At 45.7% G+C, this 22571-nt stretch carries 17 protein-coding genes; 4 read left to right on the forward strand and 13 right to left on the reverse strand.

Annotation, left to right across the window (positions count from 1 at the left end; translation table 11 throughout):
- Window positions 1-94 precede the first annotated feature (94 nt).
- Complete coding sequence (locus tag BMW79_RS02585; RefSeq protein ID WP_089890142.1) at window positions 95-994, forward strand: SMP-30/gluconolactonase/LRE family protein; 900 nt, start codon at window positions 95-97, stop codon at window positions 992-994.
- A gap of 65 nt (window positions 995-1059) precedes the next feature.
- On the opposite strand, the gene BMW79_RS02590 is transcribed toward BMW79_RS02585, so the two are convergent.
- The 8 genes from BMW79_RS02590 to lptB form a co-directional block, all read right to left on the reverse strand.
- On the reverse strand, window positions 1060-4080 hold the full coding sequence (locus BMW79_RS02590; protein WP_245752355.1) for a glycoside hydrolase domain-containing protein: 3021 nt from the start codon (window positions 4078-4080) through the stop codon (window positions 1060-1062).
- A gap of 117 nt (window positions 4081-4197) precedes the next feature.
- Window positions 4198-5679: a RagB/SusD family nutrient uptake outer membrane protein gene (locus BMW79_RS02595; RefSeq protein WP_089890145.1), complete on the reverse strand. Its 1482-nt coding sequence runs from the start codon at window positions 5677-5679 to the stop codon at window positions 4198-4200.
- A gap of 22 nt (window positions 5680-5701) precedes the next feature.
- A complete protein-coding gene (locus tag BMW79_RS02600) occupies window positions 5702-8869 on the reverse strand; it encodes a TonB-dependent receptor (protein WP_218150271.1) in 3168 nt (1055 codons plus the stop codon).
- A 245-nt stretch (window positions 8870-9114) separates the two neighbouring features.
- The gene (locus BMW79_RS02605; protein ID WP_089890150.1) at window positions 9115-10224 is read right to left on the reverse strand and encodes a FecR family protein; all 1110 of its coding nucleotides are present in this window, start codon (window positions 10222-10224) and stop codon (window positions 9115-9117) included.
- Window positions 10225-10294: 70 nt separating this feature from the next.
- Entirely contained in the window at window positions 10295-10858 is a 564-nt protein-coding gene (locus BMW79_RS02610) for an RNA polymerase sigma-70 factor (RefSeq protein WP_089890152.1), read from the reverse strand.
- A 113-nt stretch (window positions 10859-10971) separates the two neighbouring features.
- The gene (gene fabG, locus BMW79_RS02615; protein ID WP_089890155.1) at window positions 10972-11721 is read right to left on the reverse strand and encodes a 3-oxoacyl-[acyl-carrier-protein] reductase; all 750 of its coding nucleotides are present in this window, start codon (window positions 11719-11721) and stop codon (window positions 10972-10974) included.
- A gap of 17 nt (window positions 11722-11738) precedes the next feature.
- Entirely contained in the window at window positions 11739-13271 is a 1533-nt protein-coding gene (locus BMW79_RS02620) for a GH3 auxin-responsive promoter family protein (protein WP_089890158.1), read from the reverse strand.
- Window positions 13272-13293: 22 nt separating this feature from the next.
- Window positions 13294-14055 (reverse strand): LPS export ABC transporter ATP-binding protein, encoded by a 762-nt coding sequence (lptB, locus tag BMW79_RS02625; protein ID WP_089896751.1) that lies wholly within the window; start codon window positions 14053-14055, stop codon window positions 13294-13296.
- 166 nt (window positions 14056-14221) lie between these two features.
- Between lptB and metF the strand changes: the two genes are divergently transcribed.
- Window positions 14222-15175 (forward strand): methylenetetrahydrofolate reductase [NAD(P)H], encoded by a 954-nt coding sequence (metF, locus tag BMW79_RS02630; protein ID WP_089890161.1) that lies wholly within the window; start codon window positions 14222-14224, stop codon window positions 15173-15175.
- 391 nt (window positions 15176-15566) lie between these two features.
- Here metF and BMW79_RS02635 read toward each other — a convergent pair whose 3' ends face one another.
- The 5 genes from BMW79_RS02635 to BMW79_RS02655 all read right to left on the reverse strand — a co-directional run bounded on the left by BMW79_RS02635 (window position 15567) and on the right by BMW79_RS02655 (window position 20168).
- A complete protein-coding gene (locus BMW79_RS02635; protein ID WP_089890164.1) occupies window positions 15567-16235 on the reverse strand; it encodes a porin family protein in 669 nt (222 codons plus the stop codon).
- A 79-nt stretch (window positions 16236-16314) separates the two neighbouring features.
- Complete coding sequence (locus tag BMW79_RS02640; RefSeq protein WP_089890166.1) at window positions 16315-17001, reverse strand: outer membrane beta-barrel protein; 687 nt, start codon at window positions 16999-17001, stop codon at window positions 16315-16317.
- A gap of 162 nt (window positions 17002-17163) precedes the next feature.
- Entirely contained in the window at window positions 17164-17784 is a 621-nt protein-coding gene (locus tag BMW79_RS02645) for a porin family protein (RefSeq protein ID WP_089890169.1), read from the reverse strand.
- 149 nt (window positions 17785-17933) lie between these two features.
- A complete protein-coding gene (locus tag BMW79_RS02650; protein WP_089890173.1) occupies window positions 17934-18635 on the reverse strand; it encodes a porin family protein in 702 nt (233 codons plus the stop codon).
- A gap of 126 nt (window positions 18636-18761) precedes the next feature.
- Entirely contained in the window at window positions 18762-20168 is a 1407-nt protein-coding gene (locus BMW79_RS02655; protein ID WP_089890176.1) for a TlpA family protein disulfide reductase, read from the reverse strand.
- A 75-nt stretch (window positions 20169-20243) separates the two neighbouring features.
- On the opposite strand from BMW79_RS02655, the gene rlmD reads away from it, so the two are divergent.
- Both rlmD and BMW79_RS02665 read left to right on the forward strand, forming a co-directional pair.
- Window positions 20244-21698 carry a 23S rRNA (uracil(1939)-C(5))-methyltransferase RlmD gene (rlmD, locus tag BMW79_RS02660; RefSeq protein ID WP_089890179.1) on the forward strand — a complete coding sequence of 485 codons (1455 nt, stop codon included), beginning with the start codon at window positions 20244-20246 and terminating at the stop codon, window positions 21696-21698.
- 13 nt (window positions 21699-21711) lie between these two features.
- On the forward strand, window positions 21712-22539 hold the full coding sequence (locus BMW79_RS02665) for a rhomboid family intramembrane serine protease (protein WP_089890181.1): 828 nt from the start codon (window positions 21712-21714) through the stop codon (window positions 22537-22539).
- Window positions 22540-22571: the final 32 nt, after the last annotated feature.

Consider the following 22571-nt stretch of genomic DNA (forward strand, 5'->3'; position numbering starts at 1 on the left):
TCTTGATAATTTCATTACAGAGACTCCCTTCCATCCATATACGCTGAAAAATCTGGAATAGTTCCTTAATTTAAAGTTTCAAAAAAAAATGAACATGAGAAAATATATCTGCCTGCTCACAATGATGGCTGGATGGGGACTTCCGGTAATCGCCCAGCAAAAAAACGCCGATCGCCCCCTGTATGAAGCCCGGGATCTGACCGCAGAAAATATGTTCTCCTCCAATATCGAAGGACCTAACTTTGACAAAGCCGGCAATTTCTATGTGGTGAATTTTAAACAGGATGGTACTATCGGGAAGATAAATACCAGAACCGGCGCCGGCGAAATATTCGTTACCCTGCCCGATAGCAGCGTTGCCAACGGTATCCACTTCAACAGCAAAGGCGCCATGTTCCTGCCGGATTTCATCTGGCACAATGTGCTCACCATCGATATGAAAACAAAAAAGGTCAGCGTATATGTCCACTCTGATCAGTTCAATCAACCCAATGATCTGTGTATCAACCGCAAAGATCAGATCTATGTTTCCGATCCAAAATGGGCCAACAACACCGGCCAGATCTGGCGCATAGACGCTAACCGCACCCCGGTACTCCTGGAAACAAACATGGGTACCACCAATGGTATTGAACTGAGCCCCGACGAAAAAACACTCTATGTGAATGAAAGCGTTCAGCGCAAAATCTGGAAATATAAGGTAGACAAGGCGGGCAACATCTCCCGGAAAACCTTATTCGCCTCCTTCCCCGACTACGGGTTCGATGGTATGAAATGCGATAAAGTAGGTAACCTTTACGTGGCCAGATGGGGAAAAGGTGTGATCGCGGTACTGTCGCCCGCCGGGAAACTGATCCGGGAAGTACCGCTCAAAGGAAAACAATGCAGCAACCTGGTGTTTGGAGATAAAGACGGCCAAACCGTGTACGTTACCCTCCAGGACCGCAAATGCGTGGAAACATTCCGTGTAGCCGTACCCGGAAAACATTTCTAAATTTTCTATAAATAAAAAGCGGGCCACCAGTAAACTACCGGTGGCCCGCTTCTATTTTAAACAGCTTATTTAATAATTAACAGCCAGCCTTTATTCTTCTCCACAGGAATACTGGCCTCCTTGCCAAATACCTGCCCACGCTGAAAGTTCCGTATATCCGGCGCCGTTATCACCGCTTTCGCAGGATCTATGCCCAGTGCTTTCCAGTCGATGGTCAGTTTCACTGTAGTGTTCTCCGCCGCCCAGCTGGCGATCGATACCAGCACCGCACCGTCCTTCCGGTAAATAGTAGCCGGCACCAACGGATTATTGGTTTTCACCGGGTTATTATCTACCCAGTATCCCACCATCTTCGTACCCTGCATGCCAAAGTCATCCCATACTTTCCAGATAGGACGCGGATCTGAAGTAGCTGTCCAGGGCATACGGTTAGTCATGCCATACACCATGCCCCGCCATTGATTACCGCCATCTTGCAGCATTTCGCCCATCAAACCAAACGGAATACCACTTACTTCCGTGAGGAAAAAATCAGGATCATTCTTTTCATAGTCGAAGTATTCACCGAACCAAAGCCTGTTCAGGTAAGGGAAATGCTCCATATACAGTACCGCACTGTTGATAAATCCATCGGATTTATTATACTGATTAGCGGAATGCAGATCAATGATACCGGGATGGTTATCCTTCGTAAGCACACGTTTTACACGCTTCATGGTTACCCGGTCAAACGCCACATCATCGAGGTAAATGCCATCGATACCTACGTTTTGCACCAGCCAGTTCATGCCTTCCACGTAGTAATTATGCCAGCGATTCATGCCACTGTTAATGATGGCGGCATCCTTGAATTCGGGTACAAACCAGGCGGCGATGTAATCCTGGCCTACATGTTCCTGCAGCCAGGAGAAGCCACCACCCTTACCCGGACTGTATACTTCATGCCCAAGACTACGCAGCGGGAAGGTTTCCCACGCATGGTTCGACAACTCCCTGACGGTATTATAGATCTTTACTTTTAAACCTTTCTGATGTGCTTCATCAATATAATCCTTCATCTTTTTGGTTTCGATAAAAGGATAATTGATCCACGGATTAATATCGTTGCCATGATGGATATTCACCACAGTAGCGCCGGTAGCCTTGATGCTGTCAAGGTTATTGTATTTATGATAAAAACGGGTAGACCACTGGAAGTCCGTATTAATGGTATGGAACGGCGTAATGATGAGGTGGAAGTTATAATACAACACCTCGCCTTTATGCAGGGTCCTCTCCCCGCTGTAACTGTTTACCAGTATAGCCTTTCCTTTCTCCCCGATGGTAATACCGCCTTTATCGCCATTACCCCAGGAAGTGGGCAACAGTAAAGGTTTCTGGAGATAGAAGTTGGTATTCAGCGGGCGTACATAGTTTTCATCCCGGAGATTAAACTGGATACCGGCATTTACATCACCGATCCAGGCGCCATCCTGGTTTTTATTTTTCACATTCCATTTCCAGTCGATCTTTTCCGGACGCAGTCCACCTTTCTGATTCAGGCCCATCATGTATTTGGCGGCGCCTTTGTCGAAAGGAAGGTGCATGGTAATTTCTTTCAACGACACATCTTCCAGAGCGGTTACTTTCACAGTATAGTCGAGGAAGCCATCGAATTCGAGAGCAGCATTGACTTCCATTTCCAGGCCGGTAGTGGTATTCACTGCTTTCCAGCTGATTTTTCCTGCCTCCTGGGAGGTTACCTGCCAGCCGTTGCTTTTCCAGGTAAGATCCTTGCCGGTAGCGGCAGAGGTGAAATGGAAATGTACCGGTTCTGTAAAAATATTCTTCGGCTGGGTAGCCAGTGTAGTCATTTCCGGTGTAAAGAACGTCTGGATCTGAGCGGGGAAGCCATCTTTATTGATGCCTACTTTGCGGCCCAGCAAACTGATCACGCTGTCTTTTCTTTCCAGTGGCGTATAAGGGGCAATTACAGAATTGTCCTGTGCCAGCGTGGAGTTCAGCCACTTCAGGCGGGTTTGTTTCCAGGGTTCATTAAAGCCGCTGTTCACTACCGGTTTATTCATTACCGTGAGTGTGAGTCTTACCGGCATAGCGGGCATACCTTGCGCACTGATAGTAGCAATCCCTTTATACACGCCGGCTACAGCGTTTTCCGGAACATCCACTCCACACCACATGGCCTGTATTTTTCCTTCCGGAATATTCACTGTTGCGGTAAATGGCTTTGCATCGTAGGTGGTACCGTGTGTATTGATACAGTTTAACTGCGCGGCCGGAATAGTTTGTCCGGTGGCCGTTTTCAGGTCTGCAAAGGAAATCTGCACGTCTTTCATATCATGACGGGCATAGATCCCGAGCTGGAAAGCGTAGTATTCTCCTTTACCGGCTTCGCCGGAGAAGGCCTGGGAAGGTCCTTTCTTAATCCAGCGCTGTGGCAGGTCTTCCGTCATTTTTATGGGAAACTCCCGGTCTTCCGGAAACACCATATATCCTGCACCCGGATGTTTCAGCAGCAGCTGTTTTTCTTCTGCAGCCGTGGCAATCACTTCCATCGGGTAAAAGGTATTAAAGGAATCGATGGATTCCAGTTCCTTTACGGTAGCATTGGGTTTCATACCAGCGGGGATAGATTGCAACCAGCTGTTATCTGCGGTTTGCTCCGGCGCCAGGTATACACCTTTGGGATAGTTGTCGCGGCCTTCATTTTTAGAAGGCAGGTAATAAATATAGTAGTCGCCTTTCCCTGAAACAGGTTCAAAACAGAGATCTCCCTGTTCCCGGTTAAGGACCAACGTTTTTACATTGTTGATCTTTTGCTTTGTTTTTGCATCCTGTACAATGATGCGTTTCAGTTCGGGATGTTCATCGCGGCGGCGCCAGGGGATGACTACGCGGGCCACGCGGGTAGCGCCGTTAAACGTAACAACCGCCCGGTGGTTACCGAGAGAATCTGCGTTCCAGTTGTTGTTGCCGTTGGTATACTTCACTTCCTGTGCAAGTGCGGCGGTCAGGAAACTGAAAGTAAATCCTGCCAGCAGCAACCCTTTCCTGAAGTAGCGGGAATGGTGGTTTGTCTGATACATGAAGGATAATAATTTTTTAAATGTTCACCGGTTATAAATTTACTATTGTTGCGGTTTCTTTTCCGGAATATTTTATAAATGCAAAAGCCCCGTTGAACGGGGCTTTTAGCGGATAATTTATTGAAGCGGATTTTGCGTCAGGTTTGGATCCAGCAATATTTCCTGTTCGGGAATAAAGTGCACCACCCGGGCATCTGTGTAGGATATTGTTTGCGGGTTGGTTTGTACACCCGGATAATTCCGGTATACATTCCGGTTGTTGCGGAACAGATCGAATACGCGGTGTGTTTCAAAGGCCAGTTCCAGGCGGCGTTCGTCCAGGACTACATCCAGTACGGAAGCATAGCCATGCAGGTCGGACACTGTGAACAGCGCCGTGCCGCTTAAACCGGCTCTTTTACGGATGATGTTTACGTCATCGATGGCTGCGGCGGCGTTATTCAGCTTCGCATTAGCTTCTGCCCGGATCAGGTACATTTCTGCCAAACGCAGGACCACGGGGGAACTCAGCGTAGGTACATTGTCCTGGTTGGAGAACTTCAGTACATACCATTTCGGTACACCGTTGCGGGAAGCCATTACTTTCTGGCCACCGGCGTTTACAGAATCCTTTCCGTCGCTGCCCTTCAGGTACACTGCCTGTACAAAGCCATTACGGGCGTCTTCCGGGTGTTTGTGAAGCAGATCGAGGTACGACTGAGACGCATACATTTCCCCATACCCCATACCACCGGGCGACATATAATACATAGAGCCGATAGAACTCCAGGTACGGTCGTCCTGCAGGGTGTGATGAATAGCGAAGATGGTTTCCTTGTTATTCTCATTGGTCTTGGTATAATAACCTGGGAGATCGGAAGTAGCCACCAGTGAGTATTGTCCGGAAGTGATCACGGAGTCGGCGTATATGCGGGCAGAATCATTCATGCCCATGTAAAGGTACACCCTTGCCAGTAAAGCCATGGCACCGGATCTGGTGGCATAGCTGTTGGTATTGGAATTGTCCATCAGGTCTTTCCCTTTCTTCAGATCGGCCACTATCTGCGTATACACTTCTTTCACGGTATTGCGTTTAGGCATAGCCGTTATGTCGAACTTAGTAACTACGGGTATACCTGGATTGGTTTCAGGACTCTGGGAGTAAGGACGCCCGAAAGATCTCACTAAACCAAAATGCACAAACGCACGGATGAACAGGTTTTCTCCGATCATTTCGTTTACCGCAGCAGATTTACCTTCCGGCATTACTTCCAGCAGTTTATTACAACCGTTGATGGCTTTGTATCCCATCTTCCAGATCTGGCCGGTATTGGCCTGGTTGGTGAGGTGACCATAGGTGTAAGAATAGAACAAAGCATCGGTGGTAGCGCCGCTCAGGGCTACATCATCACTTGGGAACTCTCCCATCTGCCAGTAATTGCGGGTGAAATTTTCTTCCTTCAGCAACGCATAATTACCAGCGGTGGCTGCCGGCCACTTGGTTTCATCTTTCAGGATGTTATCATCCGGAACAGCACTATATGGATCTTTTTTCAGGGAACAGGAAGTAGCCATAGATAACAGCACCAGCCCTGCAAAATATTTTGACACGTGTTTCATGATCATCTCTTTTTAGCTCCTGTTAAAAATTAATTTCAAGGCCTGCAAACCATTTGGTACTGGTTGGATACTTTATGTAGTTGATACCACGATCATCTACTTCCGGATCCAGACCAGAGAATTTGGTTAATGTCCACAGGTTATCACCGCCAATAGAAATTCTGGCGTTTCCAATATGCGCGCGGTCCAGCCAGGCCTTAGGCAGCGCATAACTCAGGTTTACGTTTCTTAAACGCAGGTAGCTACCGTCTTCCAGGAAACGGGAAGAGGTTTTTTGTGAATTCTTATTTCCTTTGATGGTGTACTTTGGATGCGTAGCATTATCACCAGGCTTTTCCCAGCGGCTCCAGTCTTTATCCAGCTGCATCATATTGTAGGTATAATACGCGCCGTCGTTGTCCATCAGTTCACGGGTACTGTTATACACATCATTGCCGGAAACAAAGGCCAGGAAGGCACTCAGCTGGAAGTTTTTATAGGAAAACGTATTACGCATACCACCAAAGAACTTTGGTGAAGCGGAACCCACAATCTGTAAAGAGGCGTCGTTGTAGTTGTTGGTAGTGGTTTTTGTTACCTTACCATTGGCATCGGTCACCAGTTTTTCCCACAGCGGGTCTCCGTTGGCAGCATCTACCCCGGCCCATTTGCGCATATAGAAACTGCGCATGTCCTGGCCTTTCTGCAGAATGAAATAACCACTGATCGGATCTACGATGTGATCCTGACCGCCATACAGTTCGGTAACGCGGTTCTTGTTGAACCCGATATTGAAATCAGTGCTCCATTTAAATGCACCTACCAGGTTATCGGTACTCAGGTTAATTTCCAGGCCTTTGTTACGCACAGAACCTACATTCTGTGAAATGTAGTTGTAGCCGGCAGTTCCAGGCAACGGTACATTGAACAACAGGTCTTTGTTATCCTTCTGGTATAATTCCACGGTCAGGTTAATCCGGTTGAATAATCCCAGGTCGATACCGAAGTTGGTATTATATGCTTTTTCCCAGGAGAGATTTGGTACACCGTAAATGCTCTGGTAAGCACCCGGATAACCGTTGTATTGTGTATTGATGGAATAAGCGCCGATAGCCGCATAATCACCGATCTCCGCATTACCGGTAGTACCGTAACTGGCGCGTACCTTCAAATTGGTAATGGCTTTGATCTGTTTGATAAAGTTTTCTTCCGATACTGCCCAGGAGGCACCAAACGCATAGAAGTTACCATACTGCTGGTTAGCGCCAAACTTGGATGAGCCGTCTCTTCTGAAGGAAGAGGTGAAGTAATATTTATAATTATAGTTATAGTTCGCCTGAATAAAGTAGGAATTAAACGCCCTGTCTATTTTGGTACCACCTATGGCCATCGGGGAAGAAGTGCCATCCAGTACGTTCACTCCCTGCAGCACACCTTTACCTTTTGCATTGATATCGTTCAGATTAGCCTGCTGGAACTCAGCGCCCACCAGTCCGTCGATGTTATGCACTTTATTAATCGTATACCTTGCTTTTAACAGGTTGGAGCTGATATAGCTGGCGGAATCCTGGTAATAGTTGTATAAATTACCGCGATCATCGGCGCCGGAAGATGTTCTCACATCACCATTACTTTCCTGGTTGTAGTGATAGTATTGTGCACGGTTGGTAGAACTGAAGGATAACCATTTGGTGATATCATACTCCAGTTTCACCAGTGCTTCGAGCGACTGCCGTTTGTTTTTGATATAGTTATACTGTTGGTCGTAGAGGAAATTGGTCATATCCCGGCCATACCAATTGGCCGCATTCAGCGGATTCACCGGTTTGCCCTGAGCATCGTAAGCCGCGTCCCATGGCAGGTTGGTGTAATACTGATAGAGGGAACCATTGGAGTTGTCGTGGTCAGAAGTTTGTGTACCGGCAAAGTTGGCGCTTACACGGAACTTGTCGGTGATATTATGATCCAGGTTCAGGCGGGCGCTGAAACGCTCTACACCAGTACCTTTCAGGATACCATCTTCTTTATAGTAGTTTCCACCGAGATAGAATTTTGTTTTTTCATTACCACCACTGGTCGATAATTCGTAGTTCTGATTTGTGGCGTTCTGAAAGGCCTGTTTCTGCCAGTTGGTATTTATATTCCGGAGAGATGGGTCCAGCGTGGCTCCTGCACCTTTTTCGAGGTCGTATAAGTCGGTGCCGTTCATCAGGTGAAAACGACCGGTGTTGAGTTGTGCGGTTCCTACGTTGGTGCGGAAATTCACCTGTGTTTTACCGGCTTTACCTCTTTTGGTGGTGATCACCATTACACCATTAGCAGCGCGGGCGCCATACAACGTAGTAGCAGCTGCATCTTTCAGGATGGTAACGCTTTCAATATCGCTTGGGTTGGGTAAACCGCCAATGATACCATCTACCACAACCAGCGGAGAATTGCCCGCAGTAAGGGTTCCGTTACCACGGATACGGATCACCGGAGCGGAAGCCGGATCGCCGGAAGTGTTACCTACAAATACGCCGCTCACTTTACCTTGGAGCATTTTGTCCATGCTGCTGGCAGTTACATCTTTCAGTTTAGCGCCGCTTACTGCCTGGGCAGCACCTGTCAGGTTTTTGGTGGTAGTGGTGGTGTAACCCATTACTACTACTTCTTCCAGTTTCTTGGTATCTGCTTCCAGTTTCACATTCAATTCCTGGCGGCCGCCGATGCTTATTTTCTGTTGCAGGTATCCCATATAGGAAAATATCAGCACACTGTTTTCAGAAGGCACCTGGATGGTAAACTTACCGGTAGCATCGGTTACAGCGCCGGTGTTGCTGCCTTCGATGGTGATCGTTACACCGGGCAACGGATCTTTGGTAGCAGCATCCGTAACATAACCGGTTACCTTCACCTGTGCGGCGCCAGCAGGAGTAATCACCACCAGGTTATTTTCCAGCACGCGGTAAGTAACGTTGGAACTGTTGAACAATTCCTTCAGCACGTCGTTGATTTTTTTATCTTTTACATCAATGGTCACTTCCTTATTCAGGTCAGTGAAATTTTCGTTGTAGAAGAAGCGATAATTGCTGTTGTTTTCGATGAGTTTAAATACCTCCTTCACGCTTTTATTTTCAGCATGCAGTTCTTTTATTTTATCCTGCGCATAAGCGTTTGCGGATACCTGTAAAAAACCTCCGAAAATCAGCAGACCCGTCAATTTCATCATGAGCAATAATTTTCGCCCGGGGCAAAAAAATGCCCCCAGGTTTGCAGTGGATTTCATAAACTTGTATAGATTTTAGTTAAACGAATAATTACGGTGAGTGCCCGTCGCAAAGGCAGTTCACCATCAAGTGATTTTCGTTGGGTTGGGGTAAGTCGCATTACCCCAACTTTTTTAGTCCTTCATATCGGGCATGTAAGTTGTTTTTACAGGTGATTTAATGTTGATTCTCCTATATCATCCGGCCATTACCGGCTCTTAAATGCTTTATTATATTTTTCTTTCAGCTCCTGATCCAGCGCCAGGGTTACCTCCCCATTGTCGATGGTATATTTCAGCGGCGCGGTGAGCTTCAGAATGTTCAGTACCTGTTCCAGCGTTTCCTGGCGGAAGGTGCCACTGAAGCGGTATTCTTTTAATTCTGGTTCTTTAAAGATCACTTTAACATTAAATCTGCGTTCCATGGTTACCGCCAGTTCATCCATGGTTTGAGCGGCAACAATCCAGTTGCCATCTTTCCAGGCGGTATAAATTTCTGTGTTGTTCACTTCCCTGCTTTCTATCGGAGCAGCTGTGGTGCTGTCTGCAATAGATACAGGCGTTTTCAATTGTTCACTGTTTGTTGTCAAAGGTTTTTTATAGACTACATGTTGATGTGGTTTCATCATCAGGCCGAAAGGCGTGGTAGTTTTGCTTCCATCTATCTTCACTTCTCCATCTACCAGCGTGGTGACCACGGTTTTATCTTCCGGATATGCTTTTACATTGAAGGAGGTGCCGAGCGCCAGTATTTTCAGGTCGGAGGCCTTTACTGTAAAGGGTTTCTGTGCATTGGTATGCACTTTAAAGAAAGCTTCTCCTTCGAGTTTTACTTCGCGGCCACGGAGGTTGTAAGACTGTGCATATTGCAGTTTACTACCGGCATTGAGCCATACTTCCGTACCATCCGACAATTCGATTTTGGTGGTAGCGCCTTTCGGGCTGATCACCGTTACCAGCGCGTTATTGCTGTCATTCTTTTTCAGGGATGACCAGGCATATACCAGGCCGCCGCCAATTAAAAAAGGTAATGTATAGGAGGCGGCCACCCTGAAATAATATCGCCACCTGTTTACAGACAGCGGGCGTTCCATAGCGGTGCGGTATTGCAAACCATCCCAGGCCGACAGGGTATCATAATCGCCGGATGCAGCCGTTGCCTGCCAGGTATCTCTCCACTGCAGGAAGTAGGATTGGTTCTCTGCGCTGGCTTCGATCCAGTGCGTGAGTATCTCCTGTTCCTCCGTGGAAATATTACCGGACAAAAAACGCGCGATCAGATCATCTATCTGCTCCTGTGTATAGTTAGGCCTCATCATATAGAAAACAAGGAGTAAGACAACATTTAACACCGGGTAGGGTGACAAGCACTCAAAAAAAATTTATCTTTTATTTCAGCAGGGGAAGTATTTCATCACGTAATCTTTGCAGGGCGCGGGTCATCTGGGTTTTTACGGTGTTGATGGAGATGCCGAGGTGGCGGGAAATTTCGGGGTAACTCAGTTGTTCAAAGCGGCTTAGGCGGAATACATCCTGGCATTGAGGTGGTAATTTACGGATAGCTTTTTCTGCGATCAGTTCCAGTTCGGACTGTTCCAGTTTTTCTGCCGGCGAATGCCCGGACGACAGACTGAATAGGGAAATGCGGGATTCCAGTTGCTGCAATTGTTCGCTGCCGTATTGTTCTTTTACTTTGTTTTGTTTGATATAGTTGAGACAATTATTTTGTACAGCACGGTACAGGTATGCTTTTTCAGATACCTGTATGTCCAGCTCCGCATACTTTTCCCATATTTTCAAAAAGGTATCCTGCACAATTTCCTCTGCCAGTTCACGTCGGTTCACGAAATCAAAGGCGAAAGTACAGAGTACGGCATAATACGTCTTGAATAATGACTCAAAAGCAGGCAGCTGGCGTTGTTTCCGGTTAATATTTTTACTTACGTCCTCCAAGGTATTCCCTTCATCCTCAAGATATGTTCACTGTGCCGAAAAGATACGGAAACTAGGATCAATAAAAAAACGCGGGTCATAGACCCGCGTTTCACCATCTTTAACTCATTGAATTACATGCACAAACCGCCGCAGGTGCTGATCGTCTGACCGGTTACATAACCGCTCATATCAGATGCCAGGAACAGGCAAACGTTAGCAATATCTTCCGGTGTACCAAAACGGTTCAAGGGAATCTGAGCAATATAATTGGCAGCAGCCTCTCCTTCTTTGAGATAGCTGGTCATATCTGTTTCTACGAAACCCGGCGCCACTGCGTTGCAGCGGATATTACGGCTACCCAGTTCCTGTGCAATGGATTTGGTAAAACCAATGATCCCTGCTTTGGAAGCGGCATAGCTGCTTTGTCCGGCGTTGCCCATGATACCGATCACAGAGCTCATATTAATGATGCTACCGCTCTTCGCCTTCATCATAGGGCGTATTACCTGCTTGGTCATATTGTATACGCTCTTCAGGTTGATGTTCATCACATCATCCCATTGGTCAGGGCTCATACGCAGCAGCAGGTTATCTTTAGAGATACCGGCGTTGTTCACGCAGATATCAATTTTTCCAAATTCTTTCAATACGTCTGCCACCAGTGTTTCCGTTTCTTCGTAAACGCCTGCATTGGATTTATACGCTTTTGCTTTTACACCTAAAGCTGTGAGTTTCGCTTCCAGTGCCTGGGCTTTTTCATCAGAGCTAACGTAGGTAAATGCTACATTGGCTCCGGCTGCTGCAAATTTCAAAGCAATTGCTTCCCCAATACCACGGCTGGCGCCTGTTACTATGGCTACTTTGTTCTCCAGTAATTTCATGTTATAGTTGATAGGTTTTAAGCATTCATATGATCCGCCGCAAATTGCAGGATTTCTTCCAGATACTTGCGGTCATTGTTCAGTCGGGGTACTTTATGTTGCCCTCCCAGTTTTCCTTTGCTCTTCAGAAATTCGCAAAAAGTGCCTTCTGGCAGTACATGTACTACCGGCATATGCAGGGCCATGTCTTTATATCTCTTTGCTTCATAATCTGAGTTGATCGCTTTCAACGTGCTGTCGAGCACGGACGTAAAGCGGTTCAGATCATCCGGCATTACTTCAAATTCCATTAACCACTCGTGTCCGCCATTGCCATGATCGCTGAAATATACCGGAGCTGCGGTGTAATCATTTACTACGGCGCCGGTAGCTTCACAGGCTTTGGCAACTGCCGTATCAGAATTCTCCACAATCACTTCTTCCCCGAAGGCATTGATAAACGACTTTGTTCTGCCGCTGATCTTTATACGATAAGGAATCAGGGAAGTGAACTGGATGGTATCTCCTACCATATAGCGCCATAATCCGCCATTGGTGCTGATAACGAGTGCATAATTTTTCCCGAGTTCCACTTCCTGCAGTTGCAGGGTTTGTGGGTCTTCTTTACCGAGCTCTTCCATGGGCATAAACTCATAGAAAATACCGTGATTGAGAAACAGCAATAAGCCTTCTTCTCCCACTACGTCCTGGGCGGCAAAGAAGCCTTCCGAAGCATTATACGTTTCCTGGTAATGCATTAAGGGCTTGCGTATCAGCTTTTTAAACTGTTCGCGGTAAGGGGTAAAGCTTACACCGCCATGCATATATAATTCCAGGTTAGGCCATACATCTGCCAGGTTATCGGTACCGGTGAGTTCAAAAATACGTTTGATCAATACGATGGTCCAGGTAGGTACCCCTGCAATAGAGGTCACGTTTTCATGGATCACGGCGTTGGCCATCCGTTCTATCTTCTCCTCCCATTCGTCCATCAGCGCGATTTCCAGGTCCGGGGTACGGATCATGTTTCCATAAAACGGCATGTTCTGGAGCATCACTGCACTGAGATCCCCGAAATAGGAATCACTGTTTTCGGAAAGTTTATTCACCTGGTGGCTACCGCCAATAACCAGCGATTTACCTGTAAATACGTCGGAGTCCGGAAAATTATTGTAGTAGAGCGAAATAACATCCCTACCGGAGCGGTAGTGGCATTCATCCAGGCTTTCCACTGTTACAGGGATGAATTTGCTTTTGTCGGCAGTGGTGCCGCTTGATTTTGCAAACCATTTGATGGGTGTATTCCAGAGTACATTTTGCTGTCCCTCCATCGTGCGTTGTATGTACGGCTTGATGGTATCATAAGTATGAATAGGAACCCGTTGCTTATATTCGTCTATCTTATAAATCTTCGAAAAGCCGTACTGCTTACCGAATTCGGTATACTGGGCGGCGCTGATTAGATTTTGGAATACCTGCTGTTGCACCTGCACGGGGTACTGCATAAAATACGCAATACGCCCCATACGCAATCGTGCCAGTTGTGATATTGCAGGACTTAAAATTCTCATATAGGATGCTGTAGAATTATTTTTATTGTTTAGCTGCTTCGTCCAGGTAATCTTTACGGCGAAGAATAAAATTCTGGCCAAGATACACTTTTCTTACCTGTTCATCGGCTGCCAGCTCTTCGGCTGATCCTGATTTAAGGATTTTACCTTCAAACAATAAATAAGCCCTGTCAGTAATGGACAATGTTTCCTGTACGTTGTGATCCGTGATCAGGATACCTATATTTTTGTATTTCAGTTTAGCGACTATCCCCTGGATATCCTCCACGGCAATGGGATCAATACCGGCAAAAGGCTCATCCAGCAGGATGAATTTCGGATCTACCGCCAGGGCGCGGGCAATCTCTGTACGGCGACGTTCTCCACCGCTCAATACATCTCCGGGGCTTTTTCGTACATGCGTCAACCTGAATTCAGATAAAAGGCTCTCCAGCTTCTCTTTCTGCTCAGCTTTCTTCAATTTCGTCATTTCCAGTACGGCTGCAATGTTATCCTCCACACTCAGCTTCCGGAACACGGAAGCTTCCTGCGGCAGATAACCGATCCCCATCTGTGCCCTTTTGTACATGGGTAGCTTGGTAATGTTCTGGCCATCCAGGTACACATTCCCTTGATCCGGCTTAATAAGCCCGACTACCATGTAAAAGGAGGTGGTTTTACCCGCTCCGTTAGGGCCCAGCAGCCCTACTATCTCCCCCTGAGACACTTCAACAGATACATGGTTTACCACCGTTCTGTTGCCGTAACGCTTTACCAGCTGGTCTGTATGTATTCTTAATGCCATATGATCAAACTTAGCAAAAATAAACAATTCATTCAGTTAGCCTAGTTATAGTTATCCTAAGATTAAAATTGATCTGATAATAATAAGGGGATATCTTATTTTTGCCCGCGTAATTTTAGCAGGGAGCAGGTTTTAATGTAGCCCGTACCTCAAAGCTTATAACTTTATGAAAGTAACTGAACATATTGCCAAAGCCAAAGACACCCTGATTTCTTTTGAAATCCTTCCCCCCCTTAAAGGGAAGAGCATTGAATCTATCTACGATCACCTGGATCCACTGATGGAGTTCAAACCCGCTTTTATCAATGTGACCTACCATCGCAGTGAGCATATGTTCAAGAAAAAGGCAGATGGCTCCTTTGAAAAGGTAGAAATCCGTAAACGCCCCGGTACCGTGGGCATTTGCGCCGCCATCATGAACCATTACAATGTAGATGCGGTACCACACCTCATTTGCGGCGGTTTTAGCCGGGAAGAAACAGAAAATGCCCTGATCGATCTTAACTTCCTGGGTATTGACAATGTACTGGTTTTACGGGGAGATGCCCCTAAAAACGAAACTTTCTTTGAACCAGATCCGCATGGACATAGCTATGCCATTGACCTGCTGGATCAGGTGGCACATATGAATAACGGCGTTTACCTGGAAGACGACCTCCAGAGCGGCGTAAAAACCAATTTCTGCATCGGCGTAGCCGGTTACCCGGAAAAACATTTTGAAGCTCCCAATATGCAGACGGACCTTTCTCACCTGAAACGTAAGGTGGAAAACGGGGCTGACTATATTGTTACCCAAATGTTCTTCGATAACCAGAAATTCTTTGATTTCGTGGCCCGCTGCCGGGAAATGGGCATTACTGTACCAATTATTCCGGGACTGAAACCCCTGACCTCGAGGAAACAGATGACCATGCTGCCACGCATTTTCCATGTGGATTTACCTACAGACCTCTCTACCGAGATCCTGAAATGCAAAACAGATAAGGATGTGGAACTGGTGGGTACCGAATGGCTCATTAATCAATCAAAAGAGCTGAAAGCTTTTGGAGTGCCTGTACTGCACTATTATACCCTGGGAAAACCCAAAGTGGTGCGTCAGGCCGTAGAAGCCATCATGTAAAACAAAACGATATCAGCTATAAAAAGGAAGGGAAGGACAAAAGTCTTTCCCTTTTTTGCTGTCTTTCATATAAAAAAAAGATGCCATCACGTAGATACGTAGTGGCATATCCCTATAACTGTCACACTTTTAATTATAACTGTCCTATGATCGAAACCATCATCTGATGGCCTCTTTCGCTAATAAGACGCGGTAAACAGGAATGACCCCTACGAAGTCCCGAAAAAAAATAAAAAAACATTATTGCCTGCCGACGGCCTGCTACCCCGGACCTGCATGAACGTACAGGCGTTTTCCTGACAGGCCTGTTGAAGAGCGTATCATAGCCAGCCTATATTAACTAAGAAAGGCACCCAATGGGTGCCTTTCTTAGTTAATATAGGCGTAGCCGTTACTTCCGGGGAAACAGGTACCCGAAAGAAATATTAAAACTACGGTGAAGCTGTTTAGTGTTTTCACTGGCACTTACGTCCAGAAGGCCCGCTGCATATCCCGCGCTCAGCAGAAAACCCGGCGAAAACTCATAACCAACCAGGAAATTAGCTGCAATATCAACACGATTGGCGTGCACATCATCAGTGGATGATGCTGTTGCTTCTTTTCCATCAAACAATATCTTTGCTGTACCTGACTTTGTTCCATCCTTGATAAAAGAAACTTTACCACCAATTCCGTAGGCAACACTGGGACCAAGACCAGCAAATATTTTACCGGCTCCCACCTTTCCTTTATATAAAAAATTAACGGGTAGTTCCAGGTAGTTATAGCCGTACCTGGCAATGAAATACCAGTTTCCTGCATCCGATTCCGGACGTGTTCTGTAACCTTTGATGCTATAAAGCAACGCTGGCTGCACCGTCAGCCACTTTGTTAAGGGAATATCCATTAAGCCCCCTCCCTGAAAGGCAGGCAGCATAAATTTACGGTTATCTGCCACATACGCGGGGCCATCCAGCTTCATATTCGCACCGGTAAAACCAGCTTTTAATCCAAATCTTACCTGTCCCATTGTTACATGAACAATCAGCAGTGCTATGATAGTCAGAATGTTTCTTTGCATGAACCTTAAATAAATTGGGTAACCTGAAGGATCAGCCTTATCCTTCAGATAAACAGGGTGCTATAGAATTGTTAGAGGGTTACCAGTCTTCCCTGTTGAACAGAAACCCAAGACTTACACCCCAATACCTGTTTCGCAGTTGATTGTCAGATGATTTGTCAATATCCATCATTCCATAACCATACTGTGCATTCAGGGTGAGAAAACAATTGAACTCCACTCCGGCTATGAAATTCAAACCGGCATCCCAGCGCTGCAGGTTCATGTTTGTTCCAAAAATATTGGGAGTTGAACCGAAATCTATCCGTTGAGATCCGGATTGCAACATCTTATTATTGTTGTAAACAGATACCTTGTAATCCCCACGGGTACAATATGCGGCATATGGCCCTGCTCCAACAATGATTTTACCAAAACTCACCGGTATCTTATATACCAGGTGTACTGGTAACTCCAGGTATTGCAACCTTAGTTTGGTAGCTCCTGAAGTAAATATATCCTCCCGGTGAGATACAGCATAATCCAATCCTGCTCCTTTCACAGTGTAACTGAGGCCGGGTTGCAGATAACCGTTTTCAAAGAGGGGAATATTTGTGTAAAATCCCACCTGCCAGTTATTAAGACTTGAAGTACCTGGCGCATAGCTCTCTACGGATGACTCAAATCCGCTTTTAATATAACCGCCACGAATACCCAGACTTACCTGTGCATGTGAGGTTACTGTAACACAAAAAGTTGTTACAAACAGTAGTGTAAAAATTTTCATTAGTCCGCTAATAAGTAAATGACAAATCCGCTATAACAGTTAATTGGGGAATGACTCTAATAGGCTGGTTACTGAACGCGAAAATAAACAATCGTTTTCATATAAATAAAAAACCACCCGAATTTACGGGTGGTTTAATAAAAAAATCATTTTGAAGGGTTGTTATCTGCCACCGAATTTATAGCCTACAGAAACGCCAAACGAGGTATTTTTAAATCGACGGTCATTGTCGGTATTCTCGGCGGTATTGACCAGGCCCAAATCTGTATTAAGACCAAAATAAAGGCCCATCGGCATTTCATATCCTACATTGATGCCTACACCGGCGTCAAATCTTTTCTGTTTTGCCAGTAATGCCTCATCATCGTATACATTCAGATCACCTAATATTGTATTTTTAATTTTGCCACCTACGCCATAAGCAAAATAAGGCCCGGCAGATAATACCAGTTTACCACTTCCCACTTCCGGTTTAAACATGAAATGCAGTGGTAATTCCAGGTAAGATAAGGTGGTTTTTACGTCGGAGTTCTTTGCTTTTCCTCCCTTTCCGGAATAAAGCAACCCGGTTCCGATATAAAATTCATCCGCCAGTGGAATATCTACAGTGATCCCTGCGCGGATCCCTGTAAGAATAGAGCTGGTTTCCTTTCCACTGTTTAAAACCGCGTTCTTGGACGCAATGCTGGAAAACTGGGGCCCTGCCACAATACCCCATTTCGCTTGTCCGAAAGAAAGACTTGCTACCAATACGGCGGCGGCAGATAATAATAACTTTTTCATGTGTGATGTAATTTGAATGATTAAAAAAAGCGGTGACCCACAGGTTAGGTACCGCTTCCTTAATTTTTTGATTGCCAACTAATGAATGAAACCTGTTTTTGCTTGCCTGGAGTTATTACAATTGAATGAGTTAATTGTTTGTTACCGGGTTATTTTCCTCCAAAGAGGTAACCAACGGATACACTGAATACACGGTTCTTACTTTTGTCGTCTGTACTGTTATCCTGTCCTGAATTTACTTTTGCAAAGCCAATACCGTACTGGGCGGAGATCAGGAAGTTGCTCAGTTCAGCACCGATCTGCACATTACCACCCCAATCAAAACGTTTCATTTTATTGTAAGCTGTATTAGGGTCGTTATTAAACGGGGTATCATCATCCCATTTAATGCTTTCAGATCCGCTGGCATTCACACCCGCAATGGTGGTTTCATATTTCTGTTTACCCGCTACACCGAAGGCAAAATAAGGACCCACACCGGCAAAAAGGCTGGCGCTCGGACCCACAGGTAATTTAGCCACGAAGTTCAGTGGAATTTCAATGTAGGAAGGATTGATGGTATACTTTGCGTAAGGGTTTACAGTGGAGTTACTTTTATCCCCGGTTTCCAGTTTGGTACCTTTGGTAGTATAGAATACACCTGGCTGGAACGAAAGGATTTTGGGAACTAAGGGTAAATCAGCAATGGCACCCACATTGAAACCGGATAATCCACGACTATCTTTTGTACTTCCGGAGTTGTCATAGGTGATGTTGGAAAGGTTCCAACCAGCCTTAATCCCAACACGTGCCTGAGACATAGCAGCAACAGAAATGGCTAACGCTGCAAATGATAATAAAATCTTCTTCATAATCTTTGGTTTTATGGTCTGTTACACATAAAGCCAAAGACTATGCCAAAGGAATGTTAAATTCTTACAACTAATTGATTTTCAATATACACCGAGGACCATATTCTACGTTCTACACCCTCATTTCTACAGCTTTGAAACGGTGTCCTTGGGTGTAATCCGGTCCAGAAATTCCTGTAATTGCTCCACACCCAGTCTTTTCGCCACAATTTTCTTCTTTTCGTCCAGCAGATACACCATCGGCGTGCTGTAAACGTCGTATAAGCGGCGGTAATTGGTAGCAGATTGAGGATCTGAGCCATGTACCCAACCTTTTAGATGATGCTCCCTGATAAACTGCAGCCATTCTTCACGGGTTCCTTCCGTTTTTACGCCTATCATAGCTACTCCTTTGCTTTTCCAGCTTGCATTCCACGCAGAATCGAGCCGGGGAATCTCCGTTTTGCAATGTCCGCAGGTGGGATCCCAGAAAACCAATACCGTAAACTTTGCAGCTGTCTTATATAAGGAAAGTGGTTTTGAGGCCGTGTCTTTGTATTCCAATGGGGCGGCCTGTTTCCCTATCAGGTTTGGCGCCATGGTATAGGCACGGTCAACAATTTTATTTAGTTGCTCATCGTTCATCCAGAATGCTTCTCCCGGTACATAGTATTTCTCTACGAGATGCACAAAAACAGCATCCATCCCCATGTATGGAGAACTTTCATAATTATAGGTGAGCCACCACAAAACAAATTTGAATACTTCTTTGCTCTTGCGGGTGCGTGCAATCATGGCGTCGCAGTCCACTATAATGGAATCGGGGTGTAAAGGCACCAGTTGTGTAAAATACTTCTTCAGTTTTCCTTCGAGGATAGGCGTTCTCACCAGGCGGTCACTTTGCAGATCTACTTCATCCCAGTAATGATTTTTAAAATAGTGGTAGGCGAACAGGGAGTCCGCACCCGCAGGCGCCTGTGGCACCTCTGGCTCCTTCATGGCCAGGAAAATAGTACTGAGAATTGTACCTGGGTGTTTGGTGATAAACTCGGACCTGAAAACCTGGATCTTTTTCCCCAATTCCTGCTGCAATGGCTGCGCTTTCGCTGAATCTGCCGCTGTACGGGCAGCCTGCAGTTGCTGCTGGATGCTGCGGCTAAGGGTTTCCTGTTGAAAAAGGAATTTGTTATACTCCAGGAAGCTATCATTATCCGGACTTCCTTTATATACTGTTTTATTGACCAGGTCGCTGGTATCAAGGGCTACACTAAACACCTGTTGCTTATCAATCAGGGTTTCCACATATTGTTGTTTACCGGGGAGTACCAACAGATAGATACCGGGCAATAACTTCTCTTTCCCCTGGAGTACTACTTCCCCTGCCGGATTTACATCTGCAGAATCCGCCAGATAGGTGGATTTTCCCATATAATGAGCCAGGAAAAATCTGCCTCCGGTAAAGTTTTTCAGCTTTACCGAAATGTGGTATCCCTGCGCCTGCAGGGTCCAGTGTCCCAAAAGAGTGGCTATCAGTAATAAAAATAGTCTACGCATAATATTTGAAAGCAATATGTAAATGTAAGAGGAAAAAAGTGAAAAAGGAAAGCCCTGTGCTGAGCGGTAATTCCTATGAATTACGCGGCAGGATTCAGCATTTCAATTACCTTTGCAGCCGTGAGGAAAAAAAACGTTGTTTTAGAAAATGTACCTGTTACTGCCTATGCGGCAGAAGGTAAAGCCCTGGCCCGTCATGACGGGAAAGTTGTATTTATAGAAGGCGGTGTGGTGCCTGGTGACGTGGTAGACGTTCGTCTTGCTAAGAACAAAAAAGACTGGGCAGAAGGGAAAGTGGTTCACTTTCATAGCTATTCAGACAAAAGAGTTACTCCGTTTTGCCAACATTTCGGGACATGTGGAGGTTGTAAATGGCAGATGTTGCCTTACTCCCTGCAACTGGAATACAAACAACAACAGGTAGCAGATCACCTTCAACGCATCGGTAAACTGGCACTGCCACCTATGGATCCTATCCTGGGAGGCGTTCACACAGAACACTACCGCAATAAGCTGGAGTTTACCTTCAGCAACAAGGCCTATCTCACCAATGAAGAAATCAGGGCCAACGACGGGGAAATACCGGTAAGGCCGGCACTGGGCTTCCATGTACCGAAACTATTCGACAAAGTATTAAACATAGATACCTGCTACCTGATGCAGGAGCCAGTTAACCTGATCCGCAATACCATACGTGAGTACGCAGTTTCCCACGAACTGACCTTTTATGATATCCGTGCGCAACAGGGCTGGCTCCGCAACCTGGTGATCCGTCTCTGTACTACCGGTGAAATCATGGTGAATCTTGTGATCCATCATGAGGACAAAGCCAACAGGATCGCTTTGCTGGATCATCTGCTGAAAACAGTACCGGCTATTACCACTGTGCTGTATACCATCAATCCCAAAGGAAATGATACCATCTTCGACCTGGAGCCGAAGGTATATTTCGGTAAAGGATATGCAGAAGAAAAGCTGGAGGACTTTGTTTTCAAGATAGGTCCGAAATCTTTTTTCCAGACCAATACCTACCAGGGCGAGGTTTTGTATAAAGTGACGAGAGATTTTGCAGGACTCACCGGCTCCGAGACCGTATATGACCTATATTGTGGCACTGGTAGTATCGGCATCTTTGTATCACGTAATGCCGGCAAAGTCATTGGCATTGAACTGATCAAGGAAGCTATAGATGACGCAAAAGAAAACGCCGCCCGTAACAATGTGGACAATGCCACGTTTTTTGCAGGCGATGTAGTAGATATTTGTAACGATGCTTTTTTTGCGGAACACGGTGCGCCGGATGTGATCATTACGGATCCTCCACGGGCAGGCATGCACGAAAAGCTGGTAAATAAGTTGCTGGAAATCGCTGCCCCGAAAATTGTATACGTGAGCTGTAATCCTGCTACACAGGCCAGGGATCTGGCCTTACTGGATACACTCTATACAGTGGAAAAGGTTCAACCGGTAGATATGTTCCCGCATACACATCACATAGAAAATGTGGTGCTGTTGAAAAAAAGAGTTTAATAACTAAGCAACAATGAACGAGTACAGGCCCGGAAAATTTCAGTACCTGCCCCTGGTGATCAAAAATCTGATGATCATTAATGGTTTGGTTTGGTTAGTGCAGATTACGCTGCTGAACAGATTTGATTATGATTTGAGTCGTTTGTTTGCCCTCCATTACTGGGGCTCCCCACTTTTCAAACCACATCAGTTCATTACGCATTTATTCATGCATGATACGAAGGGATTTGCGCATTTGTTCTTTAACATGTTTACCCTGTGGATGTTTGGTTCCACACTCGAAAACCTGTGGGGGGCGAAACGTTTCCTGATCTTCTATCTGATCTGTGGTTTAGGCGCAGCCCTTTGCTATATGGGTATGCTAACCTATGACAACCTGAGCCTCGCGAAATATGCAGGCCATTTCATAGATGATCCGACTTTCAGCAACTTCGTGGCGCTCGATAATAAATTTGACCTTGGCAGTATGGCCAACTTCAATATGCAAAGCCTTAAAAATGCACTGGCCAATAATGATCCCAGTGCTATTGAAATGGCCCAGCTCTATGTAAGAAACTACGTAAACTTTTATCAGAATATACCCACTGTAGGCGCATCCGGAGCAGTATACGGCATCCTGTTTGCCTTTGGCTTTATGTTTCCGAACAGGTACCTGTATTTCTTCGCCATGTTCCCCATAAAGGCCAAATTTGTGGTGGGCTTTATGATCATCGGTGAAGTATGGGCCAGTATTCAGAATAATCCCGGCGACAATGTGGCACACTTTGCCCACCTCGGTGGCGCGCTCTTTGCTTACCTGTTGCTGAGAGGGTGGAATAAAAGACGATCAGATTTTTATTAATACAACTGTATTAATGACGTATTTTTGTATTG

It is taken from the genome of Chitinophaga arvensicola (assembly GCF_900110835.1).
GTDB lineage: Bacteria > Bacteroidota > Bacteroidia > Chitinophagales > Chitinophagaceae > Chitinophaga > Chitinophaga arvensicola.